Raw genomic sequence first — 17,171 nt, forward strand, 5'->3', positions numbered from 1 at the left:
GGCTCTCCTTTAAGGAGGCCTTTTTTTATGGCAATAAAGTCAATTGGGTGCATTTATTTTTCATGCAACCGCCTTTCACTGTTCAAAAAATATGGTACAATATACAAATGTTTTGCAGCCTGTAACAATAGAAACAGAGATGTTAACTAGGTTGATAGAAAGGTTTTGATGTTTTTATGCTTCATAATCCAGTTGGAAAAGAGAGGTTGGCATTGGCTTTTCTGCTCGGAATGCTTGCCATACTTGGACCTCTTAATATCGATATGTATTTGCCGAGCTTCCCTGAAATAGCGGATGACCTGGGAGCCGGTGCGTCGCTTGTGCAACTCAGCTTAACGGCTTGCTTGATCGGCCTTACCATCGGCCAGCTCGTGATTGGGCCTGTGAGCGATGCGAAGGGAAGGCGAAAACCTTTATTAATTTCGATTTCGCTGTTTGCGCTGTCTTCACTGTTTTGCGCGCTGTCGCCTAATATCGCGACATTAGTGCTTGCCCGTTTTTTACAGGGATTTACCGCTTCGGCTGGAATTGTGCTGTCGCGCGCCATTGTACGGGACGTGTTTACAGGGAGAGAGCTTTCTAAATTTTTCTCGCTTCTAATGGTTATCACCGCGGTTGCGCCGATGGTCGCGCCGATGACGGGGGGAGCCATCCTGCTTTTGCCGTTCGCTACTTGGCATACGATTTTTTATACGCTGGCATTGATCGGATTGTTACTAGTACTCGTTATCTCGATGAAATTGACTGAAACATTGCCGCCCGAAAAACGGATTCCAAGCTCAATCGGTTCGTCTCTCAAAACGATGGGGAGCTTGTTGAAGGATCGGTCTTTTATCGGCTATGCGCTGACTGTCGGTTTCATTCACGGAGGCAGCTTTGCCTACGTATCCGGAACGCCTTTTGTATATCAGGATATCTATGGGGTTTCTCCTCAGGTGTTCAGCGTGCTGTTCGGCATTAACGGCCTCGCCATTATTTCGGGAAGCTTTATTATCGGGCGATTCGGGGGAATCATTCATGAGAGGAAGCTCTTGCGGATCGCGGTCATTACCGCTGTCATCGCGACATCCGTTCTCCTGACGATGACGATTTTGAAAGGACCGCTTGCAGCGATTGTCATTTCAATCTTTATCTACATGATAACCATCGGAATGACGTTGACAAGCACATTTACGCTGGCGATGGAAAACCAGGGGCACCGTGCGGGCAGTGCAAGCGCAATGCTGGGCATGCTTCCGCTGCTGCTCGGTTCGATCGTTTCGCCTCTCGTTGGAATGAATGAAACAACGGCCGTTCCAATGGGTGCGATCATGTTCATCACTGCTGTGATCGGCTCTTTCGCTTTTTTTGCTTTAACGCGGGAAAACCAGGGGGAGCGGTAAAGGTAAAGGACGGAATCACTTGATTCCGTCCTTTTGTTGTTATAGAGGCGCCCGCTGGATGGCGGAGTCTGAGACGTCCGCGGATTCATTGATAGAAATGACCATTGAGACAGCGGTCCCGCTATCAGGCGTACTTTCGATATTCAGTTCACTTCCGCAGAAGTGTTTCAGCCTGCGGTTGATATTTTTCATACCGACACTATGAGTGAAATGAGAAGAAAAGATATCTTGTTGTTTCTCCGGCGGCATGCCGATTCCGTTGTCCTCTATCTTGATATAATAGCGGTTTTCGCTTTCTTTTTTTGCCGTCAGCTTGATCCAGCCTCCGCCTCTTTTCTTGCTGATGCCATGGTGGACGGCATTCTCGACAAGAGGCTGAATCATTAAAGGCGGAAGGGTAAAGTCGATGTCTTCCTCAATATCGTAAATGACGTCCAGCCGATCGCCGAAGCGCGTTTTTTCAATGGAAAGATACGAATTCACAATCGACAGTTCATGCTTGAAAGAACTCATCCCTGATGTATTTTGAAAGTCAAAACTCATTCTCAAGTAGTTTGTAAAATCAGCCGTCACTTCGCGCGCCTTTTCAATATCCAAATGACTGAGCGCGATAATGGTATTTAATACATTGAAAAGAAAGTGCGGCTTGATCTGCGATTGGAGGAATGCCATCTCCATATTTGTCGCTTGGGCTGCCGTATCTTTCATCATGATCAGGTTTTTAACGCGGGCTGCAAATTCAGTGTAGTTGTACGGTTTCTGCAAAATGTCATTTGCCCCAGCGTGAAAAGCCTTGTATTTATCATGGTCGATGATGGCTGCCGTAATGATCAGAACCGGAAGTTCCACCATTGTGAACCTTTCGCGGATTTTCATGCAGACTTCAAACCCTGTCATATCCGGCATCATCAGGTCCAAAATCACCAAGTCAAGCTTTGAACGGGAGACGACTTCGAGAGCCTCATGGCCGCTTTTTGCTGCGATGACTTGATAAGGAACGCCTTCAAGCATATCGGCCAAAATTTTTAAGCTTTCGATGTTATCATCGACGATCAAAACAGTTGAAGCATCCATTTTCTTTGAGTAGTACGGCGTGCTGATAGAAACATCGGGCAGATCTCTGACGGCTTGCTGTTGAGGCATGTTCTCCTTCTTCGCGTCAGGAAGAGGGTCATTTTTTGCAACAGGCAGTGTGAAATGAAATGCCGATCCTTTCCCTTCTTCCGATTCTACCCAGATCTCTCCATTTTGAAGCTGAACGAGCTGTCTGACGATGCTTAAACCAAGCCCGGCTCCGTCGTCTTTATGGTTTTTTGCTTGTTGAAAAGCTTCGAATATCAATTGACGCACGGCTTTTGGTATGCCGACTCCTGTATCTGCTACTGTAATTTTGACCTTCTCTTGGTCGAGCCTTTCGGCGGAGAGCGTAATCTGCCCCTCCGGCGTATACTTGATCGCGTTATCAACCAGGTTGGTCATGATTTGCCGGAAGCGGTTTTCGTCGGCCAAGACGAGCGGCAGTCCGGATGGAACACGGTTTACAATCCGGACATTTTTATTTTTTGACAACAGCCGATAGAAGTCCATTTCCGTGCTGATCGCCGAATGGGCATCGACAGGAACGGCCTGAATCTGCAGCATGCCCTGCTTCATTTTTTCCAAATCGAGAATGTCGTTCACCAGACTGGAGAGTCTGTATCCCATGCGGATGACCAGCTGCAGATTTTCTTTTTCTTCCTCTAACGTCCTTTTTCTCTTCCTTGCCAAAAGGGTCTGGCATATATTAATCATGCTGTTCAGCGGCGTTTTAAATTCATGTGATGTTTTGGCGATAAACTCGTCTTTTAATCGATTCATTCTGAGCAATTTCAAGGACAGGATTTCGTTCTCGCGGAATGCGCCTGCGAATTGCTGCGCCATCATCAGTACAGCCGCCAGCAAAGCGATGATCGACGGCACGGCATAGAGCGAATTGAATGAAAAGCCTCTTTTGCCGCTGTAAGCAGAAACTGTCGTTAAAATGACGAATGCGCTCATCGAGATCGCTGCAATCGTAAGATAAAGGCTGCCTTTCATTTTCCGAACAGCAGAAATCGCAAACACATACGTAATATAAATCAAAGTCGTGACTGCAAGAACAGAGTGCAATATATATGCGAGACGGTCTGTGTAACCCCAGGTAATAAAATCAATCATCAAAACCAGTACAGAAAATGCAGTCGCGGCGATTATCCATTTTTTCGAAACGATTTCTTTGTAAGCGAAATATAGATAGAGAAAAACCGCCATACTGACAAGCACCATTGTGGTCGCCCTCACGACGCTTAAAGCTGAGAATGAGATAGACGGAAAGAGAAGAAAGATCATTCGTTCTCTTCCGATTAAAAGCACTATGACCGAAAAAAGAAGACACATCGTGGAAAAAAAGAATAAGTGCTTATCCTTTCTTCGATGCAGAAAAAAGCCGAGAAAGTATAAACCGGTAATAAAGAATGCTGTGATCATGCTGGTTTCATTTAAAAAAGAGATTTTGCTTTGGTGTAAAATGTGCTGCTGCATCCCAAAGGCAATCGGTTTTTCTATCCCCCATGAAGGTGTTTTTTTGAAGTTCGAAAATTGTACAATCAACTCGTTGTCTCCGCGGCGAACCTCGAAAAAACTCGTATAAGGCCTGTTTTGCGCCGTGAAATTCGCTTTGTTTGAAGGGGTTCCGCTCTGCCCGATCAATTTGCCGTTGAAATAAACTCGGTTTGCGCTGTTTATAAAAGAGGTGCTGATTCCGAACATCTCATTGTCTTGCTTTGACCGGATCATCAGTCTGTATGTACCGTAATCCACGTTTTTTCCTGAATCGGTAAGTTTGACATTGTTAGGCACATCGGAATAAATGGGGGCTTTTCCTTTGCCTGCATGAATGTCCTTTGGGGAGAGAAGCTGGTTTCGGTATAGTGCCCATTCTCCGGTGAGCGCGATGTTCCCGTCTTTCTGAAAATCCCATGTTTCCAGATTGATGATTCCTTGCTTCGCTTCAGGGTAGTTTTGCTCGGACAATTGGTTGTTAATGAATAAGAAAATAAAAAAGAAGCCGGCATAGCCGAGAATAATCGAAATGAAAACAAATAGCTTTTTCAACATGAGCACTCCTCATTCCACCTGCTGCAGTCTTGTCGAATCTTATGAATATTGTACTCTTAAATGTTAATAAACGACAAGATTAAGAAAATGAATCCAACTAAATAGGTCCGTAGACATGATATAATCATTATCATAATTTCCAGATGATTCGATGAAAAATGGGGTGGGTGTGTCGTGAAAGCGTTAATTGTGGATGACGAGGAACTGGCATTGCTTCATTTTAAAAATATGCTTGAACGAACAAATTGCTTTCGATTCATTGAAATGTTTCAAGATCCGGCTGATGTTCTGGAATATCCGGATATTCGGGATATAGACACGGTGTTTCTTGACATTGAAATGCCGGGGATAAACGGGATTGAGCTCGCTGAAGCGATTCAATCGATGAATGAAAACATTCAGGTTGTTTTTATCACGGCTTATAACGATTTTGCCATAAAAGCGTTTGAATTAAATGCGGTGGATTATTTGCTTAAACCCGTCGATTACGTCCGGCTCGTGAAGACGGTTGAACGGATCAGGGAAAACAGCTTGCTAAAGGCTTCAGCGGTAAATGCCGGAGGGGACTATTTCATCCAATGTTTTGGGAATTTGCAATTTTACAAAGCAGAGAAGGGAGTCAAAACATATATACCTGTTAAGTGGAGAACATCCAAGGCCCGTGAAATTTACGCGTATTTGCTTCATCATCACGGCCATGTGATCAGCAAAGACGTGCTGATCGACCTGTTCTGGCAGGATCATGATGTCTCTAAAGCAAGCACTCAGCTATATTCAGCGATTTATCAAATCAGGAAATTAATCGATAGGCTTCCTTTCGGTCAATCCATCGAGAAGACTGACACAGGATATGTCCTCCGGATTTCCGGTGTGAAAGTGGATGCTGACGAATGGGAAAAGTCGCTGAAAGAGGCTCCTCCCATCCATATGGCGACGATCAACAGGCACATGGAATTGCTGCTTGCATACGAAAACCATTACTTTATGGAACACGGTTATTTGTGGGCCGAACCCGAAAAGACGCGGCTTGCCCGGATCTGGCTTGGAAAAGCTTATGAACTGGTCGATTTTCTTATTCATGAAAAAGACTACCGCCGGGGGCTTGATATATGTCTGCTGGTCGAGAAAATCGAACCGTGCGATCATAAAATCATCCAATACAAGATGCAGCTGTTTAATAAAACCGGGAATGTAGAAGAAGCGATCAAGGAATATGAGCGCTATAAACTTATGAAGGACAAAATGAATTAAAGGTAAACGCGAGACCGGATCAGCCGGTCTTTTTTTATGCCATTTTCAGCTTACATTTCGATGTTCAGAAATTGTATAGTTCCATCCCATACAATGTAGTTTGGTTCGGATGATGTCAGCTGACATAAAGCAAAATTCATACCCGCGACATCTTGACTACCGCCGCTAAACATACAGCAACGATTTTAAAAGCCTGTCATTCTGCAAATAGAAAAAATTTTTCAGGAGGGAGGCCGTCCATTTCCAGGCTCAATCGATCCGTACACAAAAACATTATAAAAGGGGAGGAATCACAATTTGAGATCGAAAAAATATTCGTTCAGCCTCAGCAAAAAAAGAGGGCTGAAATCATTTTTGGTCACTTGCCTGGCATTGTATTTGATCTTCAGTCAAGTTGTCGGCTTTACGCTGACGGCAGTGGCTGCCGGCACATCAACAGGCGGCAGCGTGTTTTTTGATTCAGTGACAATCAAAAACAGCGAAGATCAAACGGTTGACGGCTCAAAGGGAGACGAACCAGCATTAAAGCCGGGAGACAAAGTGACACTCACATACGAGTGGTCGTTAAAAAACGATGAAGAAGCCGGCGCCGAAAACAGTTTCACTGTAGAGGTACCTAAAAGCTTCGAATTCGCTCAGGATGCCGAGGGAGAAGTGAAATCGGCAGATCAGCAGATCATCGGCAGCTATCAAGTGAAAGCGGACAGCAACATTTTTACCGTAACTCTAAAAAGCCCTGCCGAGGGCTCTGCCGGAGCAAAAGGGGCCATTGCGCTGTCAGCAAAGTTTGCCGCAGATATGAAAAGCGATACAAAAACGGTCACAGCTCTCTTTCAACTCGGAGCAGGCAAGACACAGCAAGTGATCATACCCGTGAATACAGGCTCCGAATCGGAAACGGCGAAAAATGATCCTCCGTCATCTGAGGACGATCAGTCAGACGATCAATCAAAATCTTCAGGAGGACAGGACCAAGAGGAAACGAAGAAAAAAGCTGCCGACGCTGAGAACAGCGATTCAAAACCGGCGGCATCTTCCAGACTGGCGGCAGCCGGAAGCCTTGCGTCCGGTGGCAATCAAATCACCCAAAATATTTTAACCGGCGTGACGCTGACGGATGAGCACGGAAAGCCTTATGACAAAAGCAATCGAGCCGACACGAATTCTCCGGCGAAAATCTCAATTACTTGGGACATCCCGAATGAGCTCGGAAAGACGATAAACGACGGCGACCGCTATGAATTTGATCTGCCTGAAGCTTTTATCATGTACAACGACATTACGAATCAGCCATTAAGCTCAGACGGCATCACGTACGGCTATTTTTCAATTGATACAAAAGGCCACGTTGTGATGACGTTTAACGGCGAAGTGAAAGAAGATTCGAATGTCAAAGGGACGTTGTTTGTCAACACCCAGTTCAACGCACAAAAAATAAAAGGCTCGACGACTCAAAAGATTCCTTTTCCGGTGAAATCAGACACTCCGGAAGTAACGGTTTATTTCAAACCAAAAGTAAGCAAAACCATTGATAAATCAGGAACTTTCGATAAAGGCATCAACCCCGGGCAGGTCACATGGACAGTCGACCTCAACAAAAAATTGGATCAGGTGAAAAATGCCAAGCTGCAGAACTTTCCAGAGGGGCTGACCTATCGTTCTGTCAAAGTTTATCAGCTGGATGTCAACATAGATGGTTCAGTCAGCCGGGGAGATGAAGTTCTTTCAGGCTACACCGTAGACGCAGATGGAAATGTCACATTCGACGGTGAGATAGATTCGGCTTACCGCCTCATCTATGTGACGGACATCGATGACTCCGCAAAACCGAACGAAGGCGGAAACGCTGCATTTAGGAACAAGGCAACGTTCGGCGGAGACAATCTGGAACCGGCTTCTGCAGAGGCCTCTGTCACGGCCAAATACGGGAAAATGATCGAAAAATCGTCGACAGGTTATAAAAGCGATTCACAGACGTTCAGCTGGACGATTTTATATAACTATGGAGAGAAAAAAATCGACGAATCCAAAGCGAGCATAACAGACTCGTTTGGTTCCGCTGATTTGCATCTTGTTTCAGATTCCTTAAAGGTGATTCCGATTACTTTCAATCAGAACGGCAGTGAGCAGGCTGGAACGCCTCTAACGGAAGGCAAGGATTATACGCTCTCTGATAATGGAAGCGGGTTTGAAATCAAATTTAACCAAGATGTTACCGGAGCTTACAAAATCACGTATCAAACCGAGGTCAACAGCGGAGTAATCATCGATAAATCAACAACCTATACGAACACTGCAGTGACCGGAACAGGAGAATCAAAGAAAGCTTCAGGTACAGCCGTTCAGCAGAATTTGATAAAAGGCTACTCAAACATTGATTACAAGAAGAAAACGGTCGATTGGACGATCGCAATCAACAAAAACAACTACACGATGAACAATTGGAAGTTGGATGACAATTTCGAAAGCGGCGGGCTCACGCTCCTCGACGGATCATTCCGCCTTCAGGATGTGACGAATAACAAAACGCTTGAAGAAGGCAAAGACTATACATTGATAATAAAACCGGATCATGAAGGTTTTCTCCTGGAACTCATCGGAGATTATGCGACAACGAACAGCCAGCTTAAGATCACGTATACCACGAATATGAATGCCGACTTTTCCAACGAAAATGTCAAAAACACGGCAGAATCAACGTGGACTGATCACAGCAGCACTGAACGCAAAAATAAGGAAGCGAGCAGTTTTACGCCGAATCGCCAGACATCCCACAACGGCTTCAAACACGGCTTATACAACGCTGTTTCAAAAGAAATCACGTGGAAAATCGGCATCAACTATAATGGAGAGCCGTCAAAAAACCCTTATATTAAAGATTCTTTAGCAGATGACCAGCAATTTGAAAAAGGCTCGGTTGTCGTCAAGAGCTATTCAGTTAATAAAGACGGTTCCATCACAGAAGGAGACATCCTGCCCGCCTCCCAATATGATGTGGAAGAGCCGTCGGCTGCCAATAAACAAACTTTGACCGTCCATTTGAAAACGGACGATTCCGTCCCGTATCTTATTGAATTTAAAACATCGCTAAAAGGACAGGTCATTAAGCACGATCCTTACACCAATAAGGCCACGTACCATAATGCCGGATATTCAGAGCGTGAGTTGACGGCATCCGTTTCGGTCGCAGACGGAGGAAGCCTCGTTTTCAAAGGAGGCAAACAAAACGGAGGTTATGTCGATTGGAGCATCAATGTCAACGCGAGCCAGTCGGTGTTGGAAGATGTAAAAGTCACCGATACTCCGGATACCAATCAAATTTTAGCTGAAGATTCTTTTAAAGTTTATCAGGCTAAATATGATGAAAAAGGTGCAGTCAAAGACAGCAGCGGAAATCTTGTCCCGGATGATGTTCAGCTTAAGAAAGGCGAGGACTATACACTGGATATCAAGACCGACAATGCAACCGGCGAACAATCATTTGTCCTGAAATTTACAGGCGATTACAAAAAAATCGACCGCGCCTATGTTATTCAATATCAATCATTGATCAATATTGCCGGCACGAGCGGCCATGTTAACAACAAAGTGTCGATTTCGGGAACGAATGTCCAGGAACAGACCCAGGAAAACAACAGCTCGGTCTTTGTTGCCGTTTCAAGCGGCGGCGGTTCAGGCTCAGGGGAAAGAGGAAGCCTGACAATCCTTAAAACGGGAGAAGACGGGACGCCGCTTTCCGGAGCAGATTTTCAATTGCGGACAAAAGATAATGAGCAGCTCCTGCGGACAGGAACGACTGACGACAACGGCAAGCTGACATTCGGCAATATTCGCTATGGCACTTACATTTTAAAAGAAATCAAGGCGCCTGACGGATATACGATCAGCGACGCCTATGCAGACGGGGTCTCCGTTGAGATTAACAGCAGCTCTTCAAGTGCCGGAGCGCTTTACAAAGTCGTGAATGAGAAGAATAAGGTGACGCTTATCAAACAAGACGAACAAAAGAATCCGTTGGAAGGAGCCGTGTTCAAGCTGGAGAAAAAATCCGGCGATGGCGCCTTTACGACAATACGTACAAATATTAAGAGCGACAAAAACGGAAAAGTTGAGATCAACGGTTTGCCGCCCGGCGATTATCGTTTGCTGGAAACGAAAGCGCCTGAAGGTTATCTCTTAAATACAAAAGAACTCGGCTTCTCCGTCAAAACGAATGATAAGAATCAAGTACCTGACGTTGATTTAGGAACATTGATCAACTATAAAGGCAGAGCACATTTAACGAAAGAAGATGCAGAAGGCCGTCAATTAGAGGGGGCTGAATTCAAGCTCATTGATCATGAAGGCAAAACCATTCATGAAAAGCTCACCTCAGATCAAGACGGGAAAACCGCGGTATCTGACCTTGCGCCTGGCCGCTATGCCTTTGTTGAAACCAAAGCGCCCGAGGGCTATGTGATAAACAGCAAGGCAATCGAGTTTACCATATCTGAATCGGCAAAAGAAAAACCGGAATCCGTGGACGCAGGCAAAGCCGTCAACTATAAAGGTTCGGTTTATTTGACAAAAGAGGATGCGGAAGGCCGTACGCTGAAGGGCGCTGAGTTTAAGATCGTTGATCATGAAGGCAAAACCGTTCATGAAAAGCTCACTTCCGATGAAGACGGAAAAATCGCAGTTTCAGGCCTGGCGCCTGGGCGCTATGCTTTCGTGGAAACGAAGGCGCCCGAGGGCTTTATGTTAAACAACGATCAAATAGAATTCACCATCCCGGGCTCAGCTGAAGGGAAACCGGAGCCGGTTGATGCAGGCGCCGCTGTTAATTATAAAGGCTCGGTTCATTTAACAAAAGAAGATGCGAAAGGCCACAAGCTTGAAGGAGCCGTTTTTAAGATCGCAGATCAAATCGGGAATACCGTACAGGAGGAACTGGTCTCAGATCGAAATGGAACTGTTACGGCTTCAGGCCTGGCGCCTGGGCGCTATGCTTTCGTAGAAACGAAAGCGCCTGATGGATTTGTATTGAACAGCGGGAAAATCGAGTTTGTCATCCCGGATTCCGCTAAAGGAAAACCTGAACATGTAGATGCGGGCACATTCGTTAACTATAAAGGTTCTGTTTACTTGGAGAAAAAAGATGAAGACGGCAATGGATTAGAAGGAGCCGTGTTTAAAATCATTGACAGCGAAGGCAAAACGGTCAAAGACGATTTGATCTCTAAAGAAGGCGGCAAAATCGAGGCTGGCGATTTGGCGCCGGGAAGCTATCAATTTGTTGAAAAACATGCGCCTGACGGCTACCTGCTGTCAACAGATCCGATCCCATTTTCCATTACCGGGAAACACGAAGGTGAGCCGAAACAGGTTAAACTGACGGCTCTCAACAAGAAAAACAGCGTTGTGCTCACAAAAGTCGGCCAGGATGACAAGAGCGCCGGACTTCAGGGAGCGCAGTTCGATTTGACAGATGAAACCGGCAAGGTGCTGAAAACCGGTTTGGCAACAGACGCAGACGGCCGGATCACAGTGTACGGTCTTAAGCCCGGTAACTACCAATTTGTCGAAACAAAAGCGCCTAAGCATTATCAATTGGATAAGACGCCAATATCGTTCACAGTCAAAAATACTGATACAAAGCAAATCGAACTGACTGCAGAGAACCAATTGACACCTGGCGATGTGAAACTGACGAAAGTGGACAGCAACAATAAAAAGGCTGTTTTAAAAGGAGCCGAATTCAAACTGCTCGATGCCGATGGAAAGCCAGTTAAAGCCGGAGGCAACAGCAAAAAGCTGCCGGCAGTCTGGACTACAGACCAAAACGGGCAGTTCACAGCGGAGGGATTGGCACCTGGACGCTATCAATTTGTCGAAACGAAGGCTCCTGACGGTTACAAGCTGGATGAAACACCGATTCCTTTTGAAATTAAAAAAGGACAGACAAAACCGGTCGAGGTGATCGCGTCCAATGAAAAACTGAAAACGCCGGCTGTTGATAAAGGCGCACCGGACCCGAATTCGGGAGACCCTAAAACAGATAACAAAGGCACACCGGACCGAAATTCGAAAGGAGATCCTAAAACAAATGACAACGGTCATTTGAAAGATACGCTTCCGAAAACCGGTGACACAGACAGCATCATTCCGATCATGATCGGCATCCTGCTGATTCTGTCTGGAGGAGCCTTCGCTTTCTTCACAAGAAAGAAACAAAGAAAGGCGTAAACGAATCATTGAAGCACCTGATCATTGAACCGGTCAGGTGCTTTTTTAAAGAAAGGACTGTGAGGCATGTATAAAAAAATGATCGTTGCCGTGCTTGTCATATCAGGAATACTCTTCGTCTTGTCTCCTTTCATTAAAGAAAGCATCATCATCAATCTCAACAAGAATAAAAATTTTGATTTGACTGCTGAACAGGCGGAACAAAACAATGCACAAAAGGCTTCATTTGATTTTGAGGCGATTCAGCCGCCTTCTATTTTGGAAACAATAAAAGCCAGCCTCGATCGTGAATCAAAAGCGGTCATCGGCCGGATCACCATAAGCAGCGTCAATCTCAAGCTTCCGATATTGAAGGGCACAACCAATCAAAATCTTCTTTACGGAGCGACAACAATGCGACCCGATCAGAAAATGGGCGAAGGCAACTACCCGCTGGCAGGCCATCATATGAAGCGGGAGAGCCTCTTATTCGGTCCCCTTCTCAACATTGAAAAAGGAGATACCGTTAAAATCACAGACTTTAAAAAAGACTATATATACGCTGTGACGTCGAAACAATTCATTTCTGAAATGGACACAGATGTGATTCAAGAGACGAAAAAAAAGGAAATTACACTGATTACATGTGACAAAGCTGTGAGAACCGAAGGACGCCTTGCTGTCAAAGGAAAGCTGATTCATGTTGCTGTACACAGATAATTGAATGTCCGCTGCAGGCAGGCAAAAATACTGAGGGATTGCCCCTTGGTATTTTTTTATTGGGACTAAAATTCTATACATCACAAAAAAATGACAAAAAGATCACTATGAAATGACAAGAGTAAAAAAGTAATGAGAAATAACAAAAAAAGAAAATGAAACGATGCGGATTGGATATTTTTCTTTCATACCGGGGTTGGCGGCGATTTTACTCAATGAAAATAGATAAGTTTTCTGAAATTTATATTGACTGAAAGCGCTTTTAAAATTATGATAATATCAGACCTAACAAAGATGTACCAAAAACATAACTATAACCTAACAATTTATTTAAACGGAATAGAAATGAAAGCGATTCCAAAATATTCCGTTGCGGGTAATTGGTTGCAAGGAGGCTTCAGCTTCCATCAAAATAAAATTTTTAATTTTCTGTTAAGGAGGGGTTGCTTGGGGCGAAACTTTCAAAAGTTAGATATGAAGCTTTTAGGAAAAAGAAATGAGCTACTATTAAGGATGTTTCGAAAACCTTTGGAAATAAATCAATTTTCATTTAAACAAAGGCGGGGGAAATCAATATGAATGAACAGGGAAATCAGAAATCATTTTTGCGTACTATTATTTTAGTCTCGACGTTCGGCGGGCTTCTATTCGGGTATGATACCGGAGTAATCAACGGAGCCTTGCCTTATATGTCTGAAGGAGATCAGCTGAACCTGACAGCATTTACAGAAGGATTGGTCGCGAGTTCGCTTCTCCTGGGAGCCGCATTGGGAGCGGTGTTCGGCGGAAGGCTATCCGATTATATCGGACGCCGCAAGAACATCATTTTTCTAGCTGTACTTTTCTTTTTCTCGACGCTTGGATGTACGCTTGCGCCTGATGTGACGGTTATGGTTATCTCACGGTTCCTGCTCGGAGTTGCCGTAGGAGGAGCATCTGTTACAGTCCCGACTTACTTGGCTGAAATGTCTCCTTCAGAAAAAAGGGGACGAATGGTTACCCAAAATGAATTAATGATTGTCTCCGGACAGCTTTTGGCATTTACCTTCAATGCCATCCTCGGAACCACAATGGGCGATTCCTCACATGTTTGGCGTTACATGCTGGCCATTGCCGCAGTCCCGGCTGTATTCTTGTTCTTTGGTATGCTGAGAATGCCCGAAAGTCCGCGATGGCTTGTCTCTAAAGGGAAAAATGAAGCGGCGCTGGGTGTTCTGAAAAGAATCCGCAAGGAAAAAAGGGCGCATTCGGAAGTTGCTGAAATCGAAGCTGCAGTCATGAAAGAATCGGAAATGAAAAAAGCGAATTATAAGGACCTGGCTGTTCCTTGGGTGCGCCGAATCGTATTTCTTGGAATCGGTATCGCTGTCGTTCAGCAGATTACCGGTGTAAACTCTATTATGTATTACGGAACAGAAATTCTTAAAAATGCCGGGTTTGAAACTAAAGCTGCACTCATCGGCAATATTGCAAACGGTGTCATTTCAGTATTGGCGACGTTCGTGGGGATTTGGCTTTTAGGAAAAGTGGGACGCAGACCGATGCTGTTGACCGGTTTAATAGGAACGACATCAGCTTTGCTGCTTATCGGCATCTTCTCAAACGTCCTTCAAGGTTCAGCTGCTCTTCCTTATGTCGTACTTACGCTGACTGTAACCTTCCTTGCATTCCAACAAGGCGCCATTTCTCCTGTAACATGGCTCATGCTTTCTGAAATATTCCCGCTTCGCGTACGCGGCCTCGGGATGGGCGTCACCGTGTTTTGTTTGTGGATCGCCAATTTCTTTGTCGGATTCTCGTTTCCGATACTGCTTGAATCGATTGGGCTGTCCTCGACATTCTACATTTTTGTCGGACTTGGACTTCTTTCCATTGCATTCGTGAAAAAATTCCTTCCTGAAACAAAAGGCCTCACGCTTGAACAGCTTGAGCATAATTTCCGCAACTATAAATCGGAAACAGCACAAAGCGGTGCAAGCGCTAAAATCAGCGGGTGACCATTTGAATTGTTGAGGGACATGCAGGTCGAGTCTCAACGGCAGAGCATAAGAGCATATAGATGAAGCATTTGAAGTTTGCAGGCGGAAATTTTCCTATAGCGAAGATTTCTGCCTGCATATTTGTATGTATCGGAGGCGTCTTAGATATCCTAAAAGAAGATCTTGAATAAAAGCTTCATTAAATGACCGTGCAAAAGTGCTGTCGAGGTTAATGGTTTATAGTTCGGTTCAGTATATATTGTAATGAAGTTGGGGAACATTCAATAAAACATCACATAAGATGAAAAGGCAAGTAAAGCGTCATTTATTATGAATGGCTGTAAGCATTATTTTTTCAGGGGTATAAAAAATGAAAAAAGTGTTGACGGATCAGTTGGATGCATGATATATTATTATTCGTCGCTGAGACAACGAAGTTACAGCTTTTAAATACAGATATTATATTCATCATTTAAAGGGTGTACAAAAATCTTAAAATGTGTATAATGGATAAAGTCGAAACAAAAAAGACTTCATTCATTCGGCAGAAAAACTTCAAAAAACTTCTTGACTTTAACTGATATTCATAGTATTATAGTTAAGTCGCCTGATGAAGCGCCCGTAGCTCAATTGGATAGAGCGTTTGACTACGGATCAAAAGGTTAGGGGTTCGACTCCTCTCGGGCGCGCCATATATTCGCGATGCGGGTGTAGTTTAGTGGTAAAACCTCAGCCTTCCAAGCTGATGTCGTGAGTTCGATTCTCATCACCCGCTCCATTTTTAGAATGATCTTTGAAAACTAAACAAGACAAAACGTACCTGTTAATTCATTAAATAAATCGTACATGCGAATGTGCGTAGTCAGGGGCCTGCACGATGCAGGTCATGCAGATGTTGTCACAGGATGTGACGAACTTAATCTGCGCTCCATTATTTCATGGAGAGTTTGATCCTGGCTCAGGACGAACGCTGGCGGCGTGCCTAATACATGCAAGTCGAGCGGACCGACGGGAGCTTGCTCCCTTAGGTCAGCGGCGGACGGGTGAGTAACACGTGGGTAACCTGCCTGTAAGACTGGGATAACTCCGGGAAACCGGGGCTAATACCGGATGCTTGATTGAACCGCATGGTTCAATCATAAAAGGTGGCTTTTAGCTACCACTTACAGATGGACCCGCGGCGCATTAGCTAGTTGGTGAGGTAACGGCTCACCAAGGCGACGATGCGTAGCCGACCTGAGAGGGTGATCGGCCACACTGGGACTGAGACACGGCCCAGACTCCTACGGGAGGCAGCAGTAGGGAATCTTCCGCAATGGACGAAAGTCTGACGGAGCAACGCCGCGTGAGTGATGAAGGTTTTCGGATCGTAAAACTCTGTTGTTAGGGAAGAACAAGTACCGTTCGAATAGGGCGGCACCTTGACGGTACCTAACCAGAAAGCCACGGCTAACTACGTGCCAGCAGCCGCGGTAATACGTAGGTGGCAAGCGTTGTCCGGAATTATTGGGCGTAAAGCGCGCGCAGGCGGTTTCTTAAGTCTGATGTGAAAGCCCCCGGCTCAACCGGGGAGGGTCATTGGAAACTGGGGAACTTGAGTGCAGAAGAGGAGAGTGGAATTCCACGTGTAGCGGTGAAATGCGTAGAGATGTGGAGGAACACCAGTGGCGAAGGCGACTCTCTGGTCTGTAACTGACGCTGAGGCGCGAAAGCGTGGGGAGCGAACAGGATTAGATACCCTGGTAGTCCACGCCGTAAACGATGAGTGCTAAGTGTTAGAGGGTTTCCGCCCTTTAGTGCTGCAGCAAACGCATTAAGCACTCCGCCTGGGGAGTACGGTCGCAAGACTGAAACTCAAAGGAATTGACGGGGGCCCGCACAAGCGGTGGAGCATGTGGTTTAATTCGAAGCAACGCGAAGAACCTTACCAGGTCTTGACATCCTCTGACAACCCTAGAGATAGGGCTTCCCCTTCGGGGGCAGAGTGACAGGTGGTGCATGGTTGTCGTCAGCTCGTGTCGTGAGATGTTGGGTTAAGTCCCGCAACGAGCGCAACCCTTGATCTTAGTTGCCAGCATTCAGTTGGGCACTCTAAGGTGACTGCCGGTGACAAACCGGAGGAAGGTGGGGATGACGTCAAATCATCATGCCCCTTATGACCTGGGCTACACACGTGCTACAATGGGCAGAACAAAGGGCAGCGAAGCCGCGAGGCTAAGCCAATCCCACAAATCTGTTCTCAGTTCGGATCGCAGTCTGCAACTCGACTGCGTGAAGCTGGAATCGCTAGTAATCGCGGATCAGCATGCCGCGGTGAATACGTTCCCGGGCCTTGTACACACCGCCCGTCACACCACGAGAGTTTGTAACACCCGAAGTCGGTGAGGTAACCTTTTGGAGCCAGCCGCCGAAGGTGGGACAGATGATTGGGGTGAAGTCGTAACAAGGTAGCCGTATCGGAAGGTGCGGCTGGATCACCTCCTTTCTAAGGATATTATAC

6 protein-coding genes, 2 tRNA genes, 1 rRNA gene and 1 pseudogene are annotated in these 17,171 nt (G+C 45.5%); 8 read left to right on the top strand and 2 right to left on the bottom strand.

Going from position 1 to position 17,171, the window contains the following annotated elements; all coding sequences use genetic code 11:
- Positions 1 to 176: 176 nt before the first annotated feature.
- Complete coding sequence (locus tag MKY62_RS03015) at positions 177 to 1,382, top strand: Bcr/CflA family efflux MFS transporter (RefSeq protein ID WP_003179212.1); 1,206 nt, start codon at positions 177 to 179, stop codon at positions 1,380 to 1,382.
- Between the two features lie 39 nt (positions 1,383 to 1,421).
- Here the strand turns inward: MKY62_RS03015 and MKY62_RS03020 are convergent, their stop codons facing one another.
- Together MKY62_RS03020 and MKY62_RS03025 are read right to left on the bottom strand one after the other, a co-directional pair.
- Positions 1,422 to 2,525, bottom strand: coding sequence for a response regulator (locus MKY62_RS03020; RefSeq protein WP_305954424.1), 1,104 nt, complete (start codon positions 2,523 to 2,525; stop codon positions 1,422 to 1,424).
- Positions 2,526 to 2,573: 48 nt separating this feature from the next.
- Positions 2,574 to 4,517: pseudogene (locus MKY62_RS03025) on the bottom strand (sensor histidine kinase); the annotation flags it as partial.
- Between the two features lie 174 nt (positions 4,518 to 4,691).
- Here MKY62_RS03025 and MKY62_RS03030 point away from each other — a divergent pair.
- The 7 genes from MKY62_RS03030 to MKY62_RS03060 all read left to right on the top strand — a co-directional run bounded on the left by MKY62_RS03030 (position 4,692) and on the right by MKY62_RS03060 (position 17,156).
- Complete coding sequence (locus MKY62_RS03030; protein WP_003179215.1) at positions 4,692 to 5,768, top strand: response regulator; 1,077 nt, start codon at positions 4,692 to 4,694, stop codon at positions 5,766 to 5,768.
- A 297-nt stretch (positions 5,769 to 6,065) separates the two neighbouring features.
- Complete coding sequence (locus tag MKY62_RS03035; protein ID WP_011197585.1) at positions 6,066 to 11,993, top strand: SpaA isopeptide-forming pilin-related protein; 5,928 nt, start codon at positions 6,066 to 6,068, stop codon at positions 11,991 to 11,993.
- Positions 11,994 to 12,059: 66 nt separating this feature from the next.
- Complete coding sequence (locus MKY62_RS03040) at positions 12,060 to 12,692, top strand: class A sortase (protein ID WP_003179219.1); 633 nt, start codon at positions 12,060 to 12,062, stop codon at positions 12,690 to 12,692.
- Positions 12,693 to 13,267: 575 nt separating this feature from the next.
- On the top strand, positions 13,268 to 14,689 hold the full coding sequence (locus MKY62_RS03045; RefSeq protein WP_003179221.1) for a sugar porter family MFS transporter: 1,422 nt from the start codon (positions 13,268 to 13,270) through the stop codon (positions 14,687 to 14,689).
- Between the two features lie 597 nt (positions 14,690 to 15,286).
- Positions 15,287 to 15,363: transfer RNA gene (locus MKY62_RS03050), tRNA-Arg, on the top strand.
- 12 nt (positions 15,364 to 15,375) lie between these two features.
- A tRNA-Gly gene (locus tag MKY62_RS03055) sits at positions 15,376 to 15,449 on the top strand.
- A 157-nt stretch (positions 15,450 to 15,606) separates the two neighbouring features.
- Positions 15,607 to 17,156, top strand: a 16S ribosomal RNA gene (locus tag MKY62_RS03060).
- Positions 17,157 to 17,171 lie beyond the last annotated feature (15 nt).

The sequence above is a fragment of the Bacillus sp. FSL R7-0646 genome (assembly GCF_037969865.1).
GTDB classification, from domain to species: Bacteria; Bacillota; Bacilli; order Bacillales; family Bacillaceae; genus Bacillus; species Bacillus licheniformis.

Excerpts from the sequence above, each read along its gene's own strand:
- MKY62_RS03020 (WP_305954424.1), bottom strand. The coding sequence starts at position 2,525 with ATGCCTCAACAGCAAGCCGTCAGAGATCTGCCCGATGTTTCTATCAGC.
- MKY62_RS03045 (WP_003179221.1), top strand. The coding sequence starts at position 13,268 with ATGAATGAACAGGGAAATCAGAAATCATTTTTGCGTACTATTATTTTA.
- MKY62_RS03015 (WP_003179212.1), top strand. The coding sequence starts at position 177 with ATGCTTCATAATCCAGTTGGAAAAGAGAGGTTGGCATTGGCTTTTCTG.
- MKY62_RS03040 (WP_003179219.1), top strand. The coding sequence starts at position 12,060 with ATGTATAAAAAAATGATCGTTGCCGTGCTTGTCATATCAGGAATACTC.